Raw genomic sequence first — 19,234 nt, 5'->3', positions numbered from 1 at the left:
ATGAAACGCATCCCCATTGCACCGCGCCCGGGTTGGCAAGATTTCGCTGAAAGTGTGGGCTTTGATTTTCATACCATAGATGGCGAAGCCTACTGGGATGAATCGGCTTATTATCAATTTAGTCTGGCGCAAATTGAGCAAGACTTAGAAGCGCCAACCGAAGAACTGCATCAAATGGCGCTGGATCTGATCCCCGACATTTTGCAGAGCGAGCAACAGCTAACGCAACTTGCCGTGCCTGAACGGTTTTGGGATGCGGTGCGCGATAGCTGGAATAATGCTGAACCCCACTTATACGGTCGCCTCGATTTCGCTTACAACGGCCAAGGCCCAGCTAAACTGTTAGAGTTAAATTACGATACCCCTACGTCCTTGTATGAAACGGGCTTTTTCCAGTGGGTATGGTTAGAAGATCAGCAGATGCGGGGGGGGCTACCCGCCAATGCCGATCAATTTAACTCTTTGCAAGATAAGTTAGAGCAAGCCTTTGCCGAATTACCCTTACCCCAACCGTTTTATTTTAGTAGCGTGACGCAAAGTATCGAAGATAAAGGCACCGTCGATTATCTGATGGATATTGCGCTGCAAAGCGGCCTAGACAGCCGCTATATTCAATTAGAACAACTGGGTGATATTGATGGTCAGTTAGTCGATTTAGCCGGTTTCCCGATCCAAGGGTTGTTTAAGCTATACCCGTGGGAATTTATGCTGCAAGAAGAGTTTGCCGCGACCTTACTGACTACAGAAACACGTTTCTTAGAACCGCTGTGGAAAACCTTGTTATCTAACAAAGGTATCTTGCCGCTGTTATGGCAAAAATATCAGGGCCATCCTAATTTATTACCGTCATTTTTTGATGACGGTAAAAAGCCATTAACACCCGGCTGGGTACGCAAACCGTTATTTTCGCGCGAAGGTGCCAATATCGAAATGATCACTCCGGATGGACAAAGCTTGCTTGAACCCGGCCCTTACAACGATAATGGCTATATACGACAAGCCTTTGCACCCTTACCCCGTTTTGGTGAACACTTCACCTTAATTGGCAGCTGGGTGGTCGGTGATATGGCCGCCGGTATTGGCATCCGTGAGGATAACAGCCTCATCACTAAAGATAGTTCTCGCTTTGTACCGCATATCATCCTAGATTAAAGAATAATTATTCACTTATTGTGGATATAAAGTCACTTTAATGCTATGTTGCATGCGTTATTTCCGTTCAAGTCTGGCAGTTTATGTTAATAGCTGCCAGACTTAACCTTAATTGCTAACCAAAGGATCTTCATCGCCCGTGCGCACTACTGAACTTGTCAGCGGTTTCCGCCAATCTGCCCCTTATGTGAATGCCCACCGCGGTAAAACTTTTGTCATCATGCTCGGTGGCGAAGCGATTATGCAATCGGGTATCCGCAGTATCGTTAACGACATTGCCTTGTTAAATAGCCTCGGTATTAAAATCGTTCTAGTGTATGGCGCTAGGCCGCAGATCAATCAGGCCTTGCAACAAGCCGGCTTAGAGCCGCAATACCATAATCGCGTGCGCGTCACTGACGACGAATCCTTTCGACTGATTAAGCAAGTCGCCGGTGCCTTACAATTAGATATTACCGCTCGCTTATCGATGAGTTTGAGCAATACGCCCATGCAAGGCGCACAAATTAACGTGGTGAGTGGTAACTTCGTTATTGCGCAACCGCTAGGCGTTGACGAAGGCGTCGATTATTTCCACAGTGGTAAAGTAAGACGCATTGATACCAACGGTATTCGTCGGCAACTAGACAACAACGGTATCGTACTGATGGGTCCGATTGCGGCGTCTGTCACCGGGGAAAGTTTTAATCTGACCGCCGAAGAAATTGCCACGCAGGTCGCGATCCGTTTAAAAGCCGATAAGATGATTGGCTTTAACGAAGCTGGGGGCGTTACTGACGAAGATGGGCAAATTACCGCTGAATTAATGCCAAACCGCGCTGAAGAAATTATGCAGCGATTAGCAGCAGACAGTGATGCGTGTGTGGGTACGGTAGCCTTTTTAAATGCCGCCATTACGGCGTGTCGAGCAGGCGTACCGCGCTGTCACTTGGTTTGTTACAACGAAGATGGCTCAATCTTACAAGAATTGTTCTCACGTGATGGTATCGGTACGCAAGTGGTTACCGAATCCGCAGAGAAACTGCGGCGCGCGGCGATCAGCGATATCGGTGGGATCCTTGATTTAATCCGGCCGTTAGAGCAGCAAGGCCTGTTGGTTCGCCGCTCACGCGAGCAATTAGAAATGGAAATTGAACATTTCACTCTGATCGAACGTGACGGTTTAGTGATTGGTTGTGCAGCGCTGTATCCGTTTCCTGAAGATAACGTGGGTGAGTTTGCCTGTTTAGCCGTGCATCCTGATTATCGCGATGCCGACCGTGGCAGCATCTTGTTAAAAAGCGTGATCCAGCAAGCACGGCAACGCAAGTATGACCGGTTATTTGCCTTAACCACGCGCAGCATTCACTGGTTTTTGGAGCAAGGCTTCCAGCTGGTGACTGTCGATGACTTACCTAGCCAGAAAAAGCAGCTGTATAATTACCAGCGCCGCTCAAAAATTTTAGCGCTCGATTTTTAATGCACAACGCCAGCTAAGCTGGCGTTGTTGTTTCAAACAAGGCTAAATCATCTCGATGCACGGCCACTTCACTTGGGCAATACCCTAACAAGCTGGCAATTTGCTGGCTTTTCGCACCACGAATTTTGGCCAGTTCTAAAGCACTGTACTGACTGATCCCCTGCGCCAGGGTAAGCCCCGCCTCTGTTTGCAGCAATACTGCATCACCTTTGTCAAAATGGCCTGCCGTAGCGGTAATGCCCGAAGGTAATAATGACGCACCGCGTTGCTGTAATGCTAGGGCCGCGCCCGCATCAACCACAATGCTTCCCTGCGGTTTTAAGTTGTGCCGCAACCAATGTTTCTTGGCGCTGATGCGTTCTTGTTGCCGCTGAAACAAGGTACCACAGTGCCGATCGGCTAATAACTCATCAAAGGTTGTGGCCTTTTGTCCATTAATAATCAGCGTATCAATACCGGCTTTAGTGGCTTTATCTGCCGCTTGAATTTTCGTTGCCATACCGCCTGTGCCAATGGCATGGTGGCTGCCGCCCGCCATCGCATAAATAGCGGGGGTAATATGCTCAACCAAGGGAATAAGCTTGGCATCTGGCGTAGTACGCGGATTGGCATTAAACAAACCGTCAATATCAGAGCAAATTAATAAAGCGTCAGCATCGGCTAAAATCGCGACCATCGCGGCGAGATTATCGTTATCGCCCACTTTTAATTCCGCTGTGGCTACCGTGTCGTTTTCATTGACTATCGGCAGCACCTGATTTGCTAGCAAAGTACGCAAGGTGTTATCGATATTCAGATAACGGCGCCGATCTTTTAAATCATCGTGGGTCAGTAAAACCTGCGCACAATCAAAATCAAAAAGTTGTGCCCAGCAAGCCATCATACGGCTTTGCCCTACTGCCGCCATCGCTTGTTTAATGTTAATCGGCAAAGGTAACTGCTTAAAACTAATCGCATTGCGCCCAGCAGCGACACTGCCTGATGAAACCAGCACCACTTCAGTACCTGCAGCGCGACACTCGGCAATAAAGCGCGCAATCGACAATAAATAGCGTGTTGAACAGCCGTCTGCCGAAGGTGCAATTAAAGCACTACCCACTTTTAACACTATACGTTTCCAACCTCGAACGGGCATATCCTGCATCCTTAGCACACATTTAACTTGCCTAGCTTAAAGTTTGGAAGTCTATATGTCTATTGCTATTTATCTGCTAACACTGATATCAATTCAGCCATGATTCAGCCGCTAAGCTTAAGCTTAGACTTAATTACCTTGCTTCACGGAGTAACACCATGAATTTAAAAGTCACTACCGCCTTAATGATGTCAGCCAGCTTAGTCTTAGCCGGTTGTGCAAACATGGAAAACCAAAATACTGCTCGCGGTGCCGCTATTGGTGCCGTTGTCGGTGCCGTTGCTGGTAAAGCTACGGGTAACCATAAAGACAAACGCATCGTCATTGGTGCTGCCGTAGGCGCCTTAGCCGGTGCTGCCGTAGGTAGCTATATGGATAAGCAAGAAAAAGCCCTGCGCGAAGAGCTCAGTGGCTCAGGCGTTAAAGTGATCCGCAATGGCGATAAACTGATGTTGGATATCCCGGCTCAGCTGACCTTCGAGATTAACCGCTCAGACGTGCGTGCCAGCTTATACCCTGTATTAAACGATATCGCCAAAGTATTGCGCGATTATCCCAAAACCATGTTAGTGATCGCTGGCCACACCGATGATACCGGTACACGCCAATACAACATGACTTTATCTACCGCCCGTGCTGATGCCGTGAAAAATTACCTGGTGGCGCAAAGTGTGCAGTCGATACGTTTAGAAACCATTGGTTATGGCCCAGATTACCCTGCTTTACCGAATAATTCAGATGCCAATCGTGCAGCAAACCGCCGTGTCGAAATTCATATTGAACCAGTAGTTGAATAAACTAAAAGCCTTAAACAAAAACGCAGCCTAAAGGCTGCGTTTACTATTTTAATATTTTACCCATGCAACTTTTAGCTTTAGCTAACTCAACACTAAAAGCAGACTTAAAGTAAAATGGATATCAGCGAATTATTTCTTACCTAATCTTGTTCTAACCGCCATGATTAATCCAAAACCAAACAGTAACAATGTTGCTGGTGCTGGCACGGCAACAGTGTCAGAAACAGAATTAGCACCAGGACCTGTTCGATATAATTCAGCAACACTTGCCGCACTTAGCAAGCTATCATTCCATATTTGAATATTATCAATGTAACCTGTGTAGCTTTCTGTTGTTGCTCTGTTAATACCCACTCTGAAGTTTTGTAACCCGCCTGGGTTATAACCAATGTTTTGGACGAAAACACCATTAAAATATAAGCGGGCATTACTTCCACTAAATTTTTGCACAACGATATGCTGCCAATCATTCGCAACCGCCGCACCAATAGTTGAGTTAGCACCGTTAGCAGAGATCAGTCTATAATCGCCATTAAAGCTGTCTATTTGCCAAGAGTTAGCGGTGGAAGAACCTGCTAAATTTGAAAATATTCCTTTAAATTGGCCTTGGTTTGCTTGCTCAGTAAAAAGCCATAGAGACAAAGTCCAATCCGTTAAACCCCCTGGCCCGGCAACGTTCAAATAATTTGCACTGTTACCATCAGAGAAATATGCTTGTTTAGAAAAGTCCGCTGTACCAACTGTGGCTAAATTGTAAGCGGATGAAGCGGTGTTGTTGGCAGCATTTCCGTCAAAATCATAAGCGGCAATCAGGCCTGCTGACGCTTGTGTAGAAATGGCTGCCATTGCTGCAAATGCTAAGAGCCGAACAAATTTCATAGTGCTTATCCCTAAATTAAAATTGCCATTATTGTTAAGTGAAAAATGCTTAATAATACAAAAGCACTACCCAAGCAAAAAAGATGCCAAAGATCAAACTATTGATTTTTATGGAATTAAAAAATTAGCTATCTGCAGATTGTAAAAAATCCTGACGTTTACAAAATAGCCACAACGCTTTTGGCAGGGGGACACGTTTATCTATTAATCATAAGAAATAATCAGTAGGCTCGGCTTTTAATCGCTTGGCTAACCATGGCGGGAACGATAAAGGGTGACTCAGCGTGTTTAGCTAAAATGTGTTGTCTTGGCATCAACCATCTTTAGAATGCATTACTAAACACTTTCTTTGTGATAAAAAGCTTAGCTGTTCATGCTGTATATTTGACGATATGCCACCAAGCAGCCATAGTGGTGGTATTACAATCGGCATTCATTTTTCAATGGCAGTAACGTTTTATGCGCTTGTCTCTGGTCATTTTACTGCTAACGGCTTTTAGCATCAGCGCTTCAGAAAACCTGAGTGACCACGAAACGTTTTGTCAGCAAGACAACACGATAAGCTGTGAGCACTATCTGCAACAGCAACTTACTGCAACAACCCCCTACAGCAATAATTGGTTTCGGATAAAAGCCTACCAACTCAATTATCTGTTTGATAAAAATCAATTTTTACAATTACAACATGAAGCAGAGTATTTATTAACGCAGCCCGCCATGCCTGATGTGTTTCGGGTACAACTGTATTTTTACTATGCTAAGGCGCTGTTTTATTTTAAAAAAACCGATGAAGCAAAAATCTATGCTGCCAAGGCAGTGGCTATCTTAAAGGAGGTTTACGCTGCGTTTGGTAATCCACTGCGAATAGTCGAGCTAGCCAATCTGCATTACTATTTAGGCGAACTAGATCAGGCAGAGCAACTCCTGCGTTTTGCTCAATCGCACTATTCTAAAAGTATCGATCCTCTGTTCTTATTCGAACTTAATTCTAATTTGGCGCATATCAGCCATCAGCGTGATGATTTAACGTCTGCAGCGGCTTACCGTGCCGACGCATTAGCGGCTGCCATTTCGCTTGGGCATACTGGCAAAATGATTATCGGGATGGGCAATCTGGCCCGCACACAACAACTACTAGGCCAGTTAGCGGCGGCAGATCAGCTTTACCAAGACTCGCTAAAGTATACCGCCGAGCCAGAGCACCAAGTACAACACCATATTCATCTGCTGCGACTGACAGAAATAAACTTACAACTGAATCGGCCAACATTGGCTCGCGATTATTTTCAACAAATCGAGCCGAAACTACTTTCATCTTTTCATATGACGCTTTATCAACAATTCGGCACTAGCTTGGCGCAATTTACCGCTCAGTAAAGTCGAGTATTGATTCTTGCCATAAGAGTAACAAAACACCCAAACCACAAGGTTTAGCGAACTTAATACCGCTTAATTTGCTTGCTGCTGCGCAGCATTATAAGCTTGCGTGCCCCACAATGGCACCGTAGACAAGCTGTGTTTAAAGCTGCCCGAGGTTTCTTTGGTTGAATACGCCAGATACATCAATGTCTGATTTTCAGCATCGAAAATACGCCGAATTTTCATGCTTTTAAAAAAGATGCTTTTTGATTTGGTAAACAGTACCTCACCGCTTTTGCTCTTATCTATTTTAGCAATCATCTCAGCAGTAATCGGGCCTGTTTGGCGACAAGAAATACCGCTATCAGAAGGGTCTGAAAGATTTAGATTGGCTTCAATACTGGAGACATGACAAGTCACACCGGTGACCAGCGGATCAGTAAAGGCATCAAGTTTAATATCCTTAGTGGTAAAGACGCCTAATGACACGTCACCCACTTCATTGCGGTTACAACTGACCAATAATAACAACAGTAAAACACCGAACAGTAAGCGCATGTGAAGGTCTCCCTAGTTAAATAAGTGCATTGCTGCAAGCTACCGCAGCTAACAGTATAGGTACCAGTAAAACACACCGGCGCAATTGTTGTCAGTATTTAAGCATACTGTGCCACTTTCAAGGCCTGACCCCATGCAGATAAAAACCACATACGGTGCCTTTACGTATGGCATACTGCGTCATCTAGGTTGTCGGCGGGTTTGGCTGTCAGCATGGTTAGTCTTTTTAAGCTCGGAAATACCCTATATGTATCTGATTTGTTTTGACTTGGACGGCACCCTGTTAAACAACGCCTCTGAGATCTCCCGCTTTACCTACGACACCTTACAACTGTTAAGTGAGAAAGACATTGCCTTCACCATTGCCACCGGGCGCACTATGCTGTCGGCACAGCGAGCGGTGGCGGGTCATAAATTTGTGTTACCGCAAATCTATAATAATGGCGTAACTATCTGGGATCCGAACACCCAGCAACTGACCTTAGAGAACATCTTAGAGCAGACTGAAATTAATACTATTCTTGAGCTTGCACTGCGCCAAGGGATCTCGCCCTTTGTGCACGTGATTGCACAGCACCAGCATGTGGTGTTTCATGCTGAAACCCAGCACGATGTGGAAAAAAGACTGGTCGAAAAGTACTTTAGCGACACGCCACAACAGCTACTGCCGCTGCACGCCTTAGCGCCTGAGCATCAAGTCACTAATATCAGCATGATTGGCGAGGCAGCCACCATTCATGCCATGTGGCTAAAATTAAACACCTATCCAAACCTGATTGCCTACTCAGGCCCTGCCATTGAGGGGCCGCAATATCGTTGGATGGATGTGCATCATTACCAAGCTAATAAAGGCAAGGCCGTCGCGCAGTTGAAAAAACAACTGGGTGCCAGCAAAGTCATTTGTTTTGGGGATGGTGATAACGATTTAAGTATGTTTGCTTGTGCTGATGAAAGTTACGCCCCCGCCAATGCCATTGACGAAATTAAGCAAGTGGCCAGTGCGGTAATTGGGCATCACCATGAAGATGGCGTCGCGCATTTTCTACGCGAACGTTTCTCTTTATAAACAATAACGCCTGCAATGGCAGGCGTTATGATTAGCGGCGCGTTTTAACTACTTCGTGGCAAAGGCTTTTTTAACAAAGTTAGGCAAGGCCGCGGCGGCTTTATGCACCTCAACGTTGTAATACTCGGTATCAAAGCCAGCGGTCGCCGCCGCTTCTTCGCGAAAACCGTTAAACTCACCGCTTTTCTTCGCCAAGGTACAGGTCCACCAGCCAGAGGGATAAACCATTTGCGGGAAGTTCAGCGTTTGCAAACTGGCAAAACCGGCATCGCTCATCGCTTGACGCATCGCGGTTAATAACGGCATATGAATCAGTGGCGATTCACTTTGTTGCACTAAGATACCGTCACTGGCTAGCGCCGCTAAGCAGCTAGCATAAAAGGCACGGTTAAATAAGCCTTCGCCTGGGCCAATCGGATCGGTAGAATCAACAATAATCACATCAATGGAGCCGGCAGCCGCTTCACGCATAAATTTAATGCCGTCTTCAAATTTCAGCGTGGCGCGTGGGTCATTATTCGAGGCACACAGCTCAGGGAAATATTTTTCCGCCATACGCGTGACTTGCTCGTCGATATCAATTTGCGTCACGCGTTCAACACCTGGGTGTTTTAACACTTCGCGTAAAGTGCCGCAGTCACCGCCACCAATAATCACCACATTTTTTGGGTTAGGATGCGTGAAAAGTACAGGGTGACTCAGCATTTCGTGATATAAGAAGTTATCACGGCTACTGAGCATGATAACGTCATCAATCACCATTAAATTACCAAAATGCGTGGTTTCGTACATGGCAATTTTCTGAAATGGTGACTGCACTTCGTCCAATTTCTTGGTAATCGCTAGACCAAACACACTACCACTGTCGGCAAACACCTCAGTAAGCCACTTTTTGTCATTAATTACTGACATAATTTCCCCCTGCATCGTATAAGGGGCGTATTCTGCCTGTGTTGCAGGCCACATACAAATTTTTTGGGCAATTTTGCTGCACCAACCCGTTATAGGCTTTAAACTATAGCAGTTAATTTTTTTGAGGAAGCACAATGTCAGCTTGGGGTTTTGAAAAAGCGCGATCGATTTATAACGTGGCAGTCTGGAGTGAAGGCTATTTTGACGTCAATCAGGACGGTGATCTTATTGCCTACCCAGACCAAGATCACAGTAAAAACGGGATCAGCTTTCCCGAGCTTACGCAGCGTTTCAAAGAAGAAGGCTTAACCTTACCAGTTTTAGTTCGCTTTACCGATATTTTGCAGCACCGGGTTGATACGTTAATTAAGTCGTTTCAACTGGCCAAAGCAGAAAAAGAATATAAAGGGCAATACACTGCTGTTTACCCCATTAAGGTAAACCAGCAGTTCTCTGTGGTAAAACGTTTAATTAGCCACGACAGCGGCAAGGTCGGCTTAGAAGCCGGCAGTAAGCCTGAATTAATGGCGATTCTTGGGGTGACTGAGCAACCGCTGCAAATCGTTTGTAATGGTTATAAAGACAGCGAATTTTTACGCTTAGCCACCATCGGCCAAATGATGGGCCACACCGTGTATGTGGTGGTAGAAAAACTGTCTGAGCTTAAAACGCTGATCCGCGAAATTGATAACTTAGGCGCAGCACCGCGCATTGGTATTCGTATTCGCTTAAACTCGGTAGGTAAAGGCAAATGGCAAAACACCGGTGGTGAAAAGGGCAAGTTTGGCTTAACCGCTACCCAAGTATTGCAAGCGATTGACGTACTGCGTGCAGCGAACAAGCTCGACCTGCTGCAATTAGTGCATTTTCATATCGGCTCACAAATTGCCAATATCCGTGATATTCACAACGCTATACGTGAATGTGCACGTCACTATGCAGAATTACGCACCCTTGGCGTGCCGATTACCACGGTTGATGTGGGTGGTGGCTTAGGTGTCGACTATGAAGGGTCGAAATCGCGCTCAGCCTGCTCGATGAACTACACCATGATGGAATATGCTCGCAACGTGGTAAACGGCTTAAAAGAAGTCTGTGACGAGTACGACTTACCCCATCCGAACATTATTACCGAATCGGGCCGCGCCATGACCGCGCACCATGCGGTATTGGTTACCGATGCGATTGATATTGAACGCGCACCGGGTTTAGTCAATTTACCTGAGCCCAGCGAAGATTCACCCACGGTGATCTTAGGTTTGTGGGAAGCTTATCAAAGCGTCACGCCACGTTCTGCGGTAGAAGCCTATCATGACGCCATCCACTATTTTACCGATGCGCATGCGCAGTATGTACACGGTTTATTAACGCTGCAAGATTGGTCGTTATTAGAGCAAATTTACTTCGCTACCATTAACAAAGTGCGCGCGAATTTAGATTTATCGGCACGTTCGCATCGCAGTATTCATGATGAGCTAAACGAAAAGCTGGCAGATAAGCTGTTCGTTAACTTCTCGCTGTTTCAATCGATGCCCGATGCTTGGGGTATCGACCAACTATTCCCAGTAATGCCACTCGAGCGGATGAACGAGCCACTGAATCACCGCGCTATTATTCAAGATATTACCTGTGACTCAGACGGTATGCTAAAAAGCTATGCCGATGGTAATGGTATTGAATCCAGTTTACCGCTGCCAGAATACAGTGATGATAAGCAGTATTTACTCGGCATGTTTATGGTCGGTGCCTATCAAGAAATCTTAGGTGATTTACACAACTTGTTTGGTGACACCGATTCAGTGCACGTTGAACTGACGGATGATGGCAGCTACAAGCTAACCAATATCATCAAAGGCGACACTGTTGCTGATGTATTACGCTATGTGCAGTTTGATGCGAAGAAGCTGATTGCCTCTTACACTAAACAGCTGGCGAAACTTGAAATGGAAAGTGAGCGAAAAGATGAACTGCTGGATGAATTAAAAGCCGGCGTTTATGGTTATACCTATTTCGAAGATTAAGCTAGAATAGCAACTGATCGGACGAGTAACGCAGCTTATTAGCGCGTTACTCGTCTTACATTTATTTCCTGTTGCCGCCTCGGCAACACTAAATAATCAGGTGCGTTATGTTGGCGTTTTTACCCAAACCCCTTGTCGGTGTGCTCTCCATCCTACTCTATACCCTTAATACCTTATTCTGGTTTGTCCCTGTTTTGTTACTGGCTATCCTGAAGTTGCTGCCAATACCACTTTGGCAAAGCGGCCTCACTTATCTGCTGGATGCCTGTGCCGTATGTTGGATCAGCGTCAATAACTTCACCACGGCATTATTCACCCGTATTCGTTGGCATGTTCAAGGTATCGAGCAACTGTCGCGTAAAGAGTGGTATTTGATTATTGCTAATCACCAATCTTGGGCAGATATCTTGGTATTACAGAAGATTTTTAATCGCAAAATTCCATTTATTAAATTTTTTCTGAAAAAAGAACTGCTGTATGTGCCGTTTCTGGGCATTTGTTGGTGGGCGCTCGATTTTCCTTTTATGAAGCGTTACAGCAAAAGCTTTTTACAGAAAAACCCGCATTTGCAGGGTAAGGATATCGAAACTACGCGCAAAGCCTGTGAAAAATTCCGCTATAAGCCGGTCTCGATTATGAATTTTGTTGAAGGCACCCGCTTTACCAAGGCGAAGCACCAACAGCAGCAATCGCCATTTGCGCACTTACTGAAACCCAAAGCCGGCGGTACCGCCTTTGTGCTTGGCGCCATGGGCCAACAACTGCATAAGCTGCTAGATGTGACCATTTATTATCCGCAAGGGATCCCAACATTTTGGGATTACGTCTCAGGCAAAGTTCATGCTATAACAGTAAAGGTTCAGGTATTGCCCATTACAGAAGATTTGATTGGCGACTACAACGATCCTGCTTACAAAGCACATTTTCAGCAATATATTAATCAGTTGTGGTTAAATAAAGATCAACAACTGGCCGAGCTAGATAAAAACAGCCAGTAAACAAGGAGTGGACGATGTTAAGCATATTGCCAGGGTTTCTGTTATTGCCGATAAGTTTTAGCTTATTTGCGCTTAATTTGGCATTTTGGGGCATCATCGTCACCCCGCTGGGTTTATTAAAATTATTGATCCCAAACGCCGCCGCCCACCGCTTGATTGCCAAGCTGGGTCGCTTTTGCTATCGCGGCTGGACCCGGGTTAATACGGGGCTGATTAATCTGTTTAACGATGTCGATTGGCAAATTAGCGGTGAGCAGCAACTGGATAAAGAAAGCTGGTATTTGCTGATCGCCAATCATAAAAGTTGGTTAGATATTCCGGTGGTCAGTACTTTTGCCGCTAAGTTGATCCCTGAACCCAAGTTCTTTTTAAAAGACCAATTAAAATGGGTGCCCTTTTTAGGCACTGGCTGCTGGGCCTTGGATATGCCTTATATGAAGCGCTATAGCGCAGCGACCTTGGCAAAGCGCCCTGAGTTAAAAGGCAAAGATATCGAAACAACGCGTAAATCTTGCGCCAAATTTCGCCACGCTCCCACCACTATTATCAATTTTGTGGAAGGCAGCCGTTGTACTGCACAAAAACAAAGATTACGGCAAAGCCCCTATAGCCATTTACTGCCGCCGAAAGCCGGCGGTATTGCCTTTACCCTGGCCAGCATGGGTGAGCAGTTTAACGCCATCTTAGATATCACGCTGATTTACCCCGATAACCAGCACAATATTGCACTTGATATGTTGATGGGCCGTTTAAAACGCGTGGTGATCAAAGCCGAGATTTTAGCCGTTGATCAACACGTCATGGGTGATTACTTTAACGATGCGGTATTTCGCGAGAATTTTCAGCAATGGCTGAATCAGCGTTGGCAGTTAAAAGATCAATACATTAGTGCTTATTATCAGCAGCAACAAAGCGATACGTTTAAACAACCTATCCGCTGTTAATCTTCAGCAACATGGCCGTAAGCTGGCCTGTTGCTGAGAAACCGCTGGCCATCATTGGCTTGGCCGTTAAACAGCGGGGTTTAAACTGGCTTGCAGTAATAAATTACGTGGGGTCAGCTGATAATCACAAAAGGCTTGCACGCTCACCTGATAACCGTGTTGTTGCAAGTACAAGGCTCTATCAAGCACCAAATACAGCTCTAATGGCCGCCGAAACAGGTGCCGAATGGCATCTAACCGCTGTACCAACAGATAACGCGCCTCACCAGCCGCTAAATAACTCGGCCAGTCTGTAACTGCAGGTGCTGTTAAATGCTGTAAGCTGGCCGCCATCTTGGCAAACGCAGCAAAATCGCCACTAAACCACTGCTTGGGTAACGAAGGTAACGGTTGATATGCCCGCTGCCCCGTATGCTGAGCTCGCCATTCATCATAGGCCAAACGCCAAGTCACTTCGGTTTGCCGCAAACGACTGACCCGCTCACCCGCTGTAACTTGCCCTTGCACCGCCAGTTTTAAATCTTGCCGACTTAGCGCTAACGCATCGGCTTGTGCCTGTTTAGATAACGGCTGATAGTCTGAGCTGCTAATTAAATGATAGCAACAGGGGGCAACTTGTAACTGTTGGCAGCGATGGGCTACCGCCACCGTGAGTAATTGCAGATGGAGTTGACCGCAAGCATGCAAGGCCAGCACTTGTTGGTCGGCATGCACTGCCGCCGCCCCCGCAGCAGTTAGCACATCCGCCTGAATAAACTGCTGTGAAATCTTATGCTGTGAAGCTAAAGCACTGCCCGCCTCACATAAGCTTGGCTGCCATTCGATACTCGTCACGGTGCGGCTAGATTGTGCGGCAAACAGCCGGCCTAAATGGCCTTTACCTGCGCACCATTCCAGCACCGGCAACGCTTGCTCAGGAATAAACTGACAAAACTGCTGAATTTGCGTGAGCTTACGACCATGAATACCATTCGTTAACCAAAATGGCCAGATGCTGCTGTCTGCATCACGCTGGGCTTTCAGCCACAAAGGTAAGTCTGTCAGCTCTGGAAAATACTCGGCAAAATAGTGGCGTTGTTGCTGCGGATCCTGATCTAGCACCGCGAGCTCACTGGCGCCAAGTTGCGACAGTTGTGCATTCAAGGCTGGTGAGAAGGGTAATGTCAGGCAGTCCATCGGTGAGAACTGCCAATACTGGCGATAGCGCTGCAATACACTGCTGAGCTGCTGAAACAACTCAGACAGCGCACTGCCCTGCAGCGGTGCGTTCGACATTAATACAACAGGGCGTATAAACGACGACGATATTGGCTGGCCAACGGATCACCTTTCGGCAATGCCGCCAAAATATCTAAATACAATTTTTTGCTCTGACCAAAATTAAGATCTTGCTGCAAAATGTTCAATAATAAGGCCAGCGCCTCTTCTGAACGCAACACCGCCTGATATTGCACCGCTAATTGTTCGATAAGGTGTTTATCTTCTGGCGCAGCGGCTAATTGTGCTTCTAATGCTTGGATCTCAGGGGTATTGGTGGCTTGCTGGGCTAATTCTAATTTGGCTAACACGGTTTTGTACAAGGCGTCTTGATCCGCTAAACGCACTTCCGCTAACAGCTTTTCAGCCTGAGTCAACTGACCTAAGCTAATTGAGCAATCCGCTAACCAAATTTTAATTTCCACTCGCTCTGGTGCCAGCGTTAAAGCCTCAGCTAATAACGGATAAGCGGCGTTCATCTGCCCAGCTTCTAATTGTCGCTGCGCTTTCGCTAGCAAGTCATCTTCTGGCTTGGGTAAGTAAGCGGCCAAGCGTTGTAGAATTTGTTGTTCGGTTTCGACACCGGCAAAACCATCAACCGGTTGGCCTTCTTTAATAAACATGACGGTGGGCAACGATTGCACACCAAATTGCATGGCTAAATCTTGCTCTGCATCGCAATCCACTTTCGCCAAACACAGTTGCTTGGGATATTGCTGCACTATTTTGCTTAATGTTGCCGTGAGCTGCTGACAGCCGGTACTACGAGCCGACCAGAATTGAAAAAGCACTAACTGTTGCATCGAGCGATCGAGGATCTCCCGCGCATTCATCATGGTGACGTCAACAATAGGGTTTTGCATTAGCGGTAAATCCTGTAACAAAAGTGATAGTTGATACTATGGTGGCGCCGCCGCCCTTTTTAAAGCAGTAAAGATGGCTAAAAAGTGAAAAAGGCATCGACATTCCCAAGCAGTTGCCGTAAATTAATTAAGCGCACAAAAAACGCCAGCAGAGCCATAAAGAAAGCGCAGGAACTGTAGCGAAAAGCTTACGCTTCCCGACATACCAGCCCACGTAGCACCACTGACAATCCGATAACGGAATGTCGGCAGTTTTTAGTATTTAATGCCTTAAAACTGCTTTTACCTCAGCAACTGATGAGATACTACATTATGACAAGCCAATCCAAACAAGCCGAGATGTTATCGGGCGCAGCTATGGTAATCCGCGCGCTGGCCGATGAAGGGGTAGAATACGTCTATGGCTATCCCGGTGGCGCTGTGCTGCATATTTATGATGCGCTGTTTCAACAAACTCAAGTCAAGCACGTGCTGGTGCGCCACGAGCAAGCCGCCACGCATATGGCCGATGCCTATGCCCGTGCTACCGGTAAAGCCGGTGTGGTGCTCGTGACTTCAGGTCCGGGTGCCACTAACGCCGTCACCGGTATTGCCACCGCCTATATGGACTCGATCCCAATGGTAGTGCTCACCGGCCAAGTGATGAGCCATTTAATCGGCGAAGATGCCTTCCAAGAAACCGATATGCTCGGTATTTCCCGGCCGATCGTCAAACATAATATGTCGGTGCGACGCCCTGAAGATATTCCGGCTCTGATTAGAAAAGCCTTTTATATTGCGCAAAGCGGTCGCCCAGGCCCGGTAGTGCTCGACATCCCGAAGGATATGACGATCCCAAGCCAAACCTTTGCTTATGATTACCCAAGCGAAGTGAAACTGCGTTCATACCAGCCAAAATTAAAAGGCCATAGCGGCCAGATTAAAAAAGCCGTTACCGCGTTATTAGCCGCGAAAAGACCGATCATTTATGCCGGCGGTGGTGTCATCATGGGCCGTGCATCAGACGAGCTCACTGAATTAGCGCAACTGTTAAATGTGCCCGTAACCAACACCCTGATGGGCTTAGGGGCTTATCCGGGTGATGATAAACAATTTGTGGGTATGCTGGGTATGCACGGCAGTTACGAAGCCAACCAAACCATGCACCACGCTGATGTTATTCTAGCCGTAGGTGCGCGTTTTGATGATCGCGTGACCAACAACACCAAAAAATTCTGCCCCGATGCCACGATTATTCATATTGACGTTGATCCGGCCAGTATTTCTAAAACCGTTAACGCGCATATTCCGATTGTCGGTTTAGTGCAGCCGGTGCTAGAAGAAATGCTTGGCCTGGTGAAGCAGAAAAAGAAAAAACTGGACGAAGCCGCGCTATCAAGTTGGTGGCAACAAATTAATGCTTGGCGTGCCGTGCACGGTGGCCGTTATGACACCACCACCTCACAAATCAAGCCACAGCATGTCATTGAAATGGTGAGCAAAATTACTAAGGGTAATGCCTTTGTCTGTAGTGATGTTGGCCAACATCAAATGTTCGCGGCGCAGTATTACAAATTTAACAAACCGAATCGTTGGATTAACTCGGGTGGCCTTGGCACCATGGGCTTTGGTTTACCTGCGGCAATGGGCATTAAATTAAACTTCCCTGATGACGATGTGGTGTGTGTTACCGGTGAAGGCTCTATTCAGATGAATATTCAGGAGCTATCAACCTGTAAACAGTACGGGCTGGGTGTAAAAATCATCAACCTGAATAACGGCTATTTAGGCATGGTGAAGCAATGGCAAGATATGAATTATGAATCGCGCTATGCCAGCTCTTATATGGATTCACTACCTGACTTTATTAAGTTAGCCGAAGCCTACGGCCATGTCGGTATTCGCGTAACGAAACCAGAAGAACTTGAGCCGGCCCTAGAGCGTGCTTTTGCTCTCAAAGATCAGTTGGTGTTTTTAGATATTCATATCGATCCGAAAGAGCATGTTTACCCGATGCAAATTCCAGGCGGTGCCATGAATGAGTTATTTTTAAGTAAGACAGAGAGGACTTAACCATGCGACATATTATTTCTGTTTTACTCGAAAACGAATCGGGTGCTTTAGCGCGTCTTGTCGGTTTGTTTGCTCAGCGCGGTTACAACATTGATTCGCTCACCGTAGCGCCAACGGAAGACGCCACGCTTTCGCGTTTAACCTTGGTCACGCACGGTAATGATCAAGTGATTGAACAAATTACCAAGCAGCTGCATAAACTGATTGAAGTAGTGAAACTGACTGATCTTAGCGAATCAGCGCACATTGAACGCGAATTGATGCTGGTAAAAGTGAAAGCCGCCGGCAACCAACGCGACGAAGTAAAACGCTGTGCGGATATCTTCCGCGGCCAAATTGTTGATGTTTCTGCCAATACCTATACCGTGCAATTAGTAGGTACCAGCGACAAACTGGATGCGTTTATCCAAGCATTAAGCGGCTCGCAAATTTTAGAAGTGGTGCGAAGCGGCGTATCGGGTATTTCACGCGGTGAAAAAACCTTAGCGATGTAACCCGCGTTAAGCTTACAAAACGGCGACCTAGGTCGCCGTTTTCTTTGGCTGATGACGGCCATACACCCACTGAAACAACGGCGAAGCCATCAAAGTGGTGACAATAGCCATCACCACCATAATTGAAAATAGCCCTTGTTGAATAATGCCGTAATTCAACGCAATATTAATAATAATCAGCTCCATCAACCCCCGCGCATTCATCAAGGCACCCACCGCTAAGGCGGTTGGATTATCCGCACCGTTCCAACGGGCCGCCGCCCAACAGGCGACAAACTTGGCTAGAATAGAGCACACTAAAATAGCCAAGGTAATCAACAGTAAGTTACCGGAAGCCAGCACATCTAAACGGGTATTTAAGCCTGAATAAGTAAAAAACATTGGCAACAATAACAAAATGGTAAGGCGCTCTAATCGCTTGCGCAGCAACTCGGCCATCAGGCCGCGCGGAATGGCGATACCCAATAAGAACCCGCCAAATACCGCATGCAAGCCCACCCAATCCATACTCCACGCCGACAGAGCGAACAACAGCATTATAAATACAAAAGGCGGCCACTGTAATTGTTGCTGCTGCGCCACCCGATCTGCCAAGGGTTGTAACCAGCCACGTACCTGGGTTAGCATCAACAACGCATATAAACCGCCCCCCACCAAAGCGGTTAACAGTACACTGATGCCACCGCCAAAACTGGCCAGTACCAGCGCTAAAATTAACCAGGCCGCGGCATCATCTATGGCACCGGCGGCCAAAGCCATGGTGCCCAGTGGCGTATTAGCAAGGCCACGCTCATAAATAATACGGGCCAGCATGGGAAAGGCGGTAATCGCAATGGCAGCACCTAAAAAGAGCGCAGCATTAAAATAGCTGATACCGGGGGCAAATAAGCCTGGCTGCGCTAACAGCCACAGGCAGAGCAAAGCCGCCACAATAAAAGGCACCAGCATACCAGCCAGCGACACTGAAATGGCACTGCGCGCATGTTGCTTAAATAACCGCGTATTAAACTCTAAGCCGACTAAAAACATATAGAGGCCGACACCTAATTGCGCACCAAAATACAGCCAACTGCGTGTTTCAGGGATAAAAATACTTTGTTGAAGGGCGGGCAAAAACCAGCCAAACAAGGAAGGGCCGAGCGCCACACCGGCAATCATCTCACCGACGACTTTCGGTTGCCCGACAAACTGAGCCAACCGACCAAATAGCTGAGCCGCCATTAAAATCAGGGCTAACTGCGCAACAAACAACAAGATTAACTGCCAAAGAGACACCCTGAACTCCTAA

General features: G+C 46.7%; 17 protein-coding genes. 10 read left to right on the top strand and 7 right to left on the bottom strand.

The window, feature by feature from the left end; all coding sequences use genetic code 11:
• Together LMJ53_RS02405 and argA are read left to right on the top strand one after the other, a co-directional pair.
• Nucleotides 1–1,152, top strand: coding sequence for a glutathionylspermidine synthase family protein (locus tag LMJ53_RS02405; RefSeq protein ID WP_229584632.1), 1,152 nt, complete (start codon nucleotides 1–3; stop codon nucleotides 1,150–1,152).
• A gap of 139 nt (nucleotides 1,153–1,291) precedes the next feature.
• Nucleotides 1,292–2,611, top strand: coding sequence for an amino-acid N-acetyltransferase (gene argA / locus LMJ53_RS02400; RefSeq protein ID WP_229584631.1), 1,320 nt, complete (start codon nucleotides 1,292–1,294; stop codon nucleotides 2,609–2,611).
• A 13-nt stretch (nucleotides 2,612–2,624) separates the two neighbouring features.
• On the opposite strand, the gene proB is transcribed toward argA, so the two are convergent.
• Entirely contained in the window at nucleotides 2,625–3,746 is a 1,122-nt protein-coding gene (gene proB, locus LMJ53_RS02395; protein WP_229584630.1) for a glutamate 5-kinase, read from the bottom strand.
• 158 nt (nucleotides 3,747–3,904) lie between these two features.
• Here proB and LMJ53_RS02390 point away from each other — a divergent pair, with 158 nt between their 5' ends.
• Nucleotides 3,905–4,543, top strand: a complete 639-nt coding sequence (locus LMJ53_RS02390) for an OmpA family protein (RefSeq protein WP_229584629.1) — start codon at nucleotides 3,905–3,907, stop codon at nucleotides 4,541–4,543.
• Nucleotides 4,544–4,672: 129 nt separating this feature from the next.
• Here the strand turns inward: LMJ53_RS02390 and LMJ53_RS02385 are convergent, their stop codons facing one another.
• Nucleotides 4,673–5,422 (bottom strand): LamG-like jellyroll fold domain-containing protein, encoded by a 750-nt coding sequence (locus LMJ53_RS02385; RefSeq protein WP_229584628.1) that lies wholly within the window; start codon nucleotides 5,420–5,422, stop codon nucleotides 4,673–4,675.
• A 459-nt stretch (nucleotides 5,423–5,881) separates the two neighbouring features.
• Here LMJ53_RS02385 and LMJ53_RS02380 point away from each other — a divergent pair, with 459 nt between their 5' ends.
• Nucleotides 5,882–6,799, top strand: a complete 918-nt coding sequence (locus LMJ53_RS02380; protein ID WP_229584627.1) for a hypothetical protein — start codon at nucleotides 5,882–5,884, stop codon at nucleotides 6,797–6,799.
• Between the two features lie 72 nt (nucleotides 6,800–6,871).
• On the opposite strand, the gene LMJ53_RS02375 is transcribed toward LMJ53_RS02380, so the two are convergent.
• Nucleotides 6,872–7,339: a CreA family protein gene (locus LMJ53_RS02375; protein WP_229584626.1), complete on the bottom strand. Its 468-nt coding sequence runs from the start codon at nucleotides 7,337–7,339 to the stop codon at nucleotides 6,872–6,874.
• A 133-nt stretch (nucleotides 7,340–7,472) separates the two neighbouring features.
• Here LMJ53_RS02375 and LMJ53_RS02370 point away from each other — a divergent pair, with 133 nt between their 5' ends.
• Nucleotides 7,473–8,405 (top strand): HAD family hydrolase, encoded by a 933-nt coding sequence (locus LMJ53_RS02370; RefSeq protein WP_229584625.1) that lies wholly within the window; start codon nucleotides 7,473–7,475, stop codon nucleotides 8,403–8,405.
• Between the two features lie 48 nt (nucleotides 8,406–8,453).
• Here the strand turns inward: LMJ53_RS02370 and speE are convergent, their stop codons facing one another.
• Nucleotides 8,454–9,317 (bottom strand): polyamine aminopropyltransferase, encoded by an 864-nt coding sequence (gene speE / locus LMJ53_RS02365; protein ID WP_229584624.1) that lies wholly within the window; start codon nucleotides 9,315–9,317, stop codon nucleotides 8,454–8,456.
• 134 nt (nucleotides 9,318–9,451) lie between these two features.
• Between speE and speA the strand changes: the two genes are divergently transcribed.
• From speA to LMJ53_RS02350, 3 genes are all read left to right on the top strand, one after another.
• Nucleotides 9,452–11,338: a biosynthetic arginine decarboxylase gene (gene speA / locus LMJ53_RS02360; RefSeq protein WP_229584623.1), complete on the top strand. Its 1,887-nt coding sequence runs from the start codon at nucleotides 9,452–9,454 to the stop codon at nucleotides 11,336–11,338.
• A 107-nt stretch (nucleotides 11,339–11,445) separates the two neighbouring features.
• Nucleotides 11,446–12,336: an acyltransferase gene (locus LMJ53_RS02355; protein WP_229584622.1), complete on the top strand. Its 891-nt coding sequence runs from the start codon at nucleotides 11,446–11,448 to the stop codon at nucleotides 12,334–12,336.
• A gap of 14 nt (nucleotides 12,337–12,350) precedes the next feature.
• A complete protein-coding gene (locus tag LMJ53_RS02350; protein WP_229584621.1) occupies nucleotides 12,351–13,280 on the top strand; it encodes an acyltransferase in 930 nt (309 codons plus the stop codon).
• 66 nt (nucleotides 13,281–13,346) lie between these two features.
• Here the strand turns inward: LMJ53_RS02350 and LMJ53_RS02345 are convergent, their stop codons facing one another.
• Together LMJ53_RS02345 and LMJ53_RS02340 are read right to left on the bottom strand one after the other, a co-directional pair.
• Nucleotides 13,347–14,555, bottom strand: coding sequence for a methyltransferase (locus LMJ53_RS02345; RefSeq protein WP_229584620.1), 1,209 nt, complete (start codon nucleotides 14,553–14,555; stop codon nucleotides 13,347–13,349).
• Complete coding sequence (locus LMJ53_RS02340) at nucleotides 14,555–15,400, bottom strand: co-chaperone YbbN (RefSeq protein WP_229584619.1); 846 nt, start codon at nucleotides 15,398–15,400, stop codon at nucleotides 14,555–14,557. Before LMJ53_RS02340 ends, LMJ53_RS02345 begins: the two co-directional genes overlap by 1 nt.
• 312 nt (nucleotides 15,401–15,712) lie before the next feature.
• Here LMJ53_RS02340 and LMJ53_RS02335 point away from each other — a divergent pair, with 312 nt between their 5' ends.
• Together LMJ53_RS02335 and ilvN are read left to right on the top strand one after the other, a co-directional pair.
• Nucleotides 15,713–17,452 carry an acetolactate synthase 3 large subunit gene (locus LMJ53_RS02335; protein WP_229584618.1) on the top strand — a complete coding sequence of 580 codons (1,740 nt, stop codon included), beginning with the start codon at nucleotides 15,713–15,715 and terminating at the stop codon, nucleotides 17,450–17,452.
• Between the two features lie 2 nt (nucleotides 17,453–17,454).
• Entirely contained in the window at nucleotides 17,455–17,946 is a 492-nt protein-coding gene (gene ilvN, locus LMJ53_RS02330; RefSeq protein WP_229584617.1) for an acetolactate synthase small subunit, read from the top strand.
• A 27-nt stretch (nucleotides 17,947–17,973) separates the two neighbouring features.
• On the opposite strand, the gene LMJ53_RS02325 is transcribed toward ilvN, so the two are convergent.
• Nucleotides 17,974–19,221: a cation:proton antiporter gene (locus LMJ53_RS02325; protein WP_229584616.1), complete on the bottom strand. Its 1,248-nt coding sequence runs from the start codon at nucleotides 19,219–19,221 to the stop codon at nucleotides 17,974–17,976.
• Between the last annotated feature and the right edge of the window lie 13 nt (nucleotides 19,222–19,234).

The sequence above is a fragment of the Rheinheimera sp. UJ51 genome, assembly GCF_020819615.1.
Lineage (GTDB): Bacteria > Pseudomonadota > Gammaproteobacteria > Enterobacterales > Alteromonadaceae > Alishewanella > Alishewanella maricola.
This window is presented reverse-complemented; position numbering and strand designations above follow the sequence as displayed.

What these genes read in the sequence shown, in the direction of transcription:
- LMJ53_RS02355 (WP_229584622.1), top strand. Translation starts at nt 11,446, where the DNA reads ATGTTGGCGTTTTTACCCAAACCCCTTGTCGGTGTGCTCTCCATCCTA.
- LMJ53_RS02390 (WP_229584629.1), top strand. Translation starts at nt 3,905, where the DNA reads ATGAATTTAAAAGTCACTACCGCCTTAATGATGTCAGCCAGCTTAGTC.
- LMJ53_RS02370 (WP_229584625.1), top strand. Translation starts at nt 7,473, where the DNA reads ATGCAGATAAAAACCACATACGGTGCCTTTACGTATGGCATACTGCGT.
- LMJ53_RS02385 (WP_229584628.1), bottom strand. Translation starts at nt 5,422, where the DNA reads ATGAAATTTGTTCGGCTCTTAGCATTTGCAGCAATGGCAGCCATTTCT.
- LMJ53_RS02380 (WP_229584627.1), top strand. Translation starts at nt 5,882, where the DNA reads ATGCGCTTGTCTCTGGTCATTTTACTGCTAACGGCTTTTAGCATCAGC.
- LMJ53_RS02375 (WP_229584626.1), bottom strand. Translation starts at nt 7,339, where the DNA reads ATGCGCTTACTGTTCGGTGTTTTACTGTTGTTATTATTGGTCAGTTGT.
- LMJ53_RS02335 (WP_229584618.1), top strand. Translation starts at nt 15,713, where the DNA reads ATGACAAGCCAATCCAAACAAGCCGAGATGTTATCGGGCGCAGCTATG.
- ilvN (WP_229584617.1), top strand. Translation starts at nt 17,455, where the DNA reads ATGCGACATATTATTTCTGTTTTACTCGAAAACGAATCGGGTGCTTTA.
- LMJ53_RS02345 (WP_229584620.1), bottom strand. Translation starts at nt 14,555, where the DNA reads ATGTCGAACGCACCGCTGCAGGGCAGTGCGCTGTCTGAGTTGTTTCAG.
- LMJ53_RS02350 (WP_229584621.1), top strand. Translation starts at nt 12,351, where the DNA reads ATGTTAAGCATATTGCCAGGGTTTCTGTTATTGCCGATAAGTTTTAGC.
- speA (WP_229584623.1), top strand. Translation starts at nt 9,452, where the DNA reads ATGTCAGCTTGGGGTTTTGAAAAAGCGCGATCGATTTATAACGTGGCA.
- speE (WP_229584624.1), bottom strand. Translation starts at nt 9,317, where the DNA reads ATGTCAGTAATTAATGACAAAAAGTGGCTTACTGAGGTGTTTGCCGAC.
- LMJ53_RS02340 (WP_229584619.1), bottom strand. Translation starts at nt 15,400, where the DNA reads ATGCAAAACCCTATTGTTGACGTCACCATGATGAATGCGCGGGAGATC.
- proB (WP_229584630.1), bottom strand. Translation starts at nt 3,746, where the DNA reads ATGCCCGTTCGAGGTTGGAAACGTATAGTGTTAAAAGTGGGTAGTGCT.
- LMJ53_RS02405 (WP_229584632.1), top strand. Translation starts at nt 1, where the DNA reads ATGAAACGCATCCCCATTGCACCGCGCCCGGGTTGGCAAGATTTCGCT.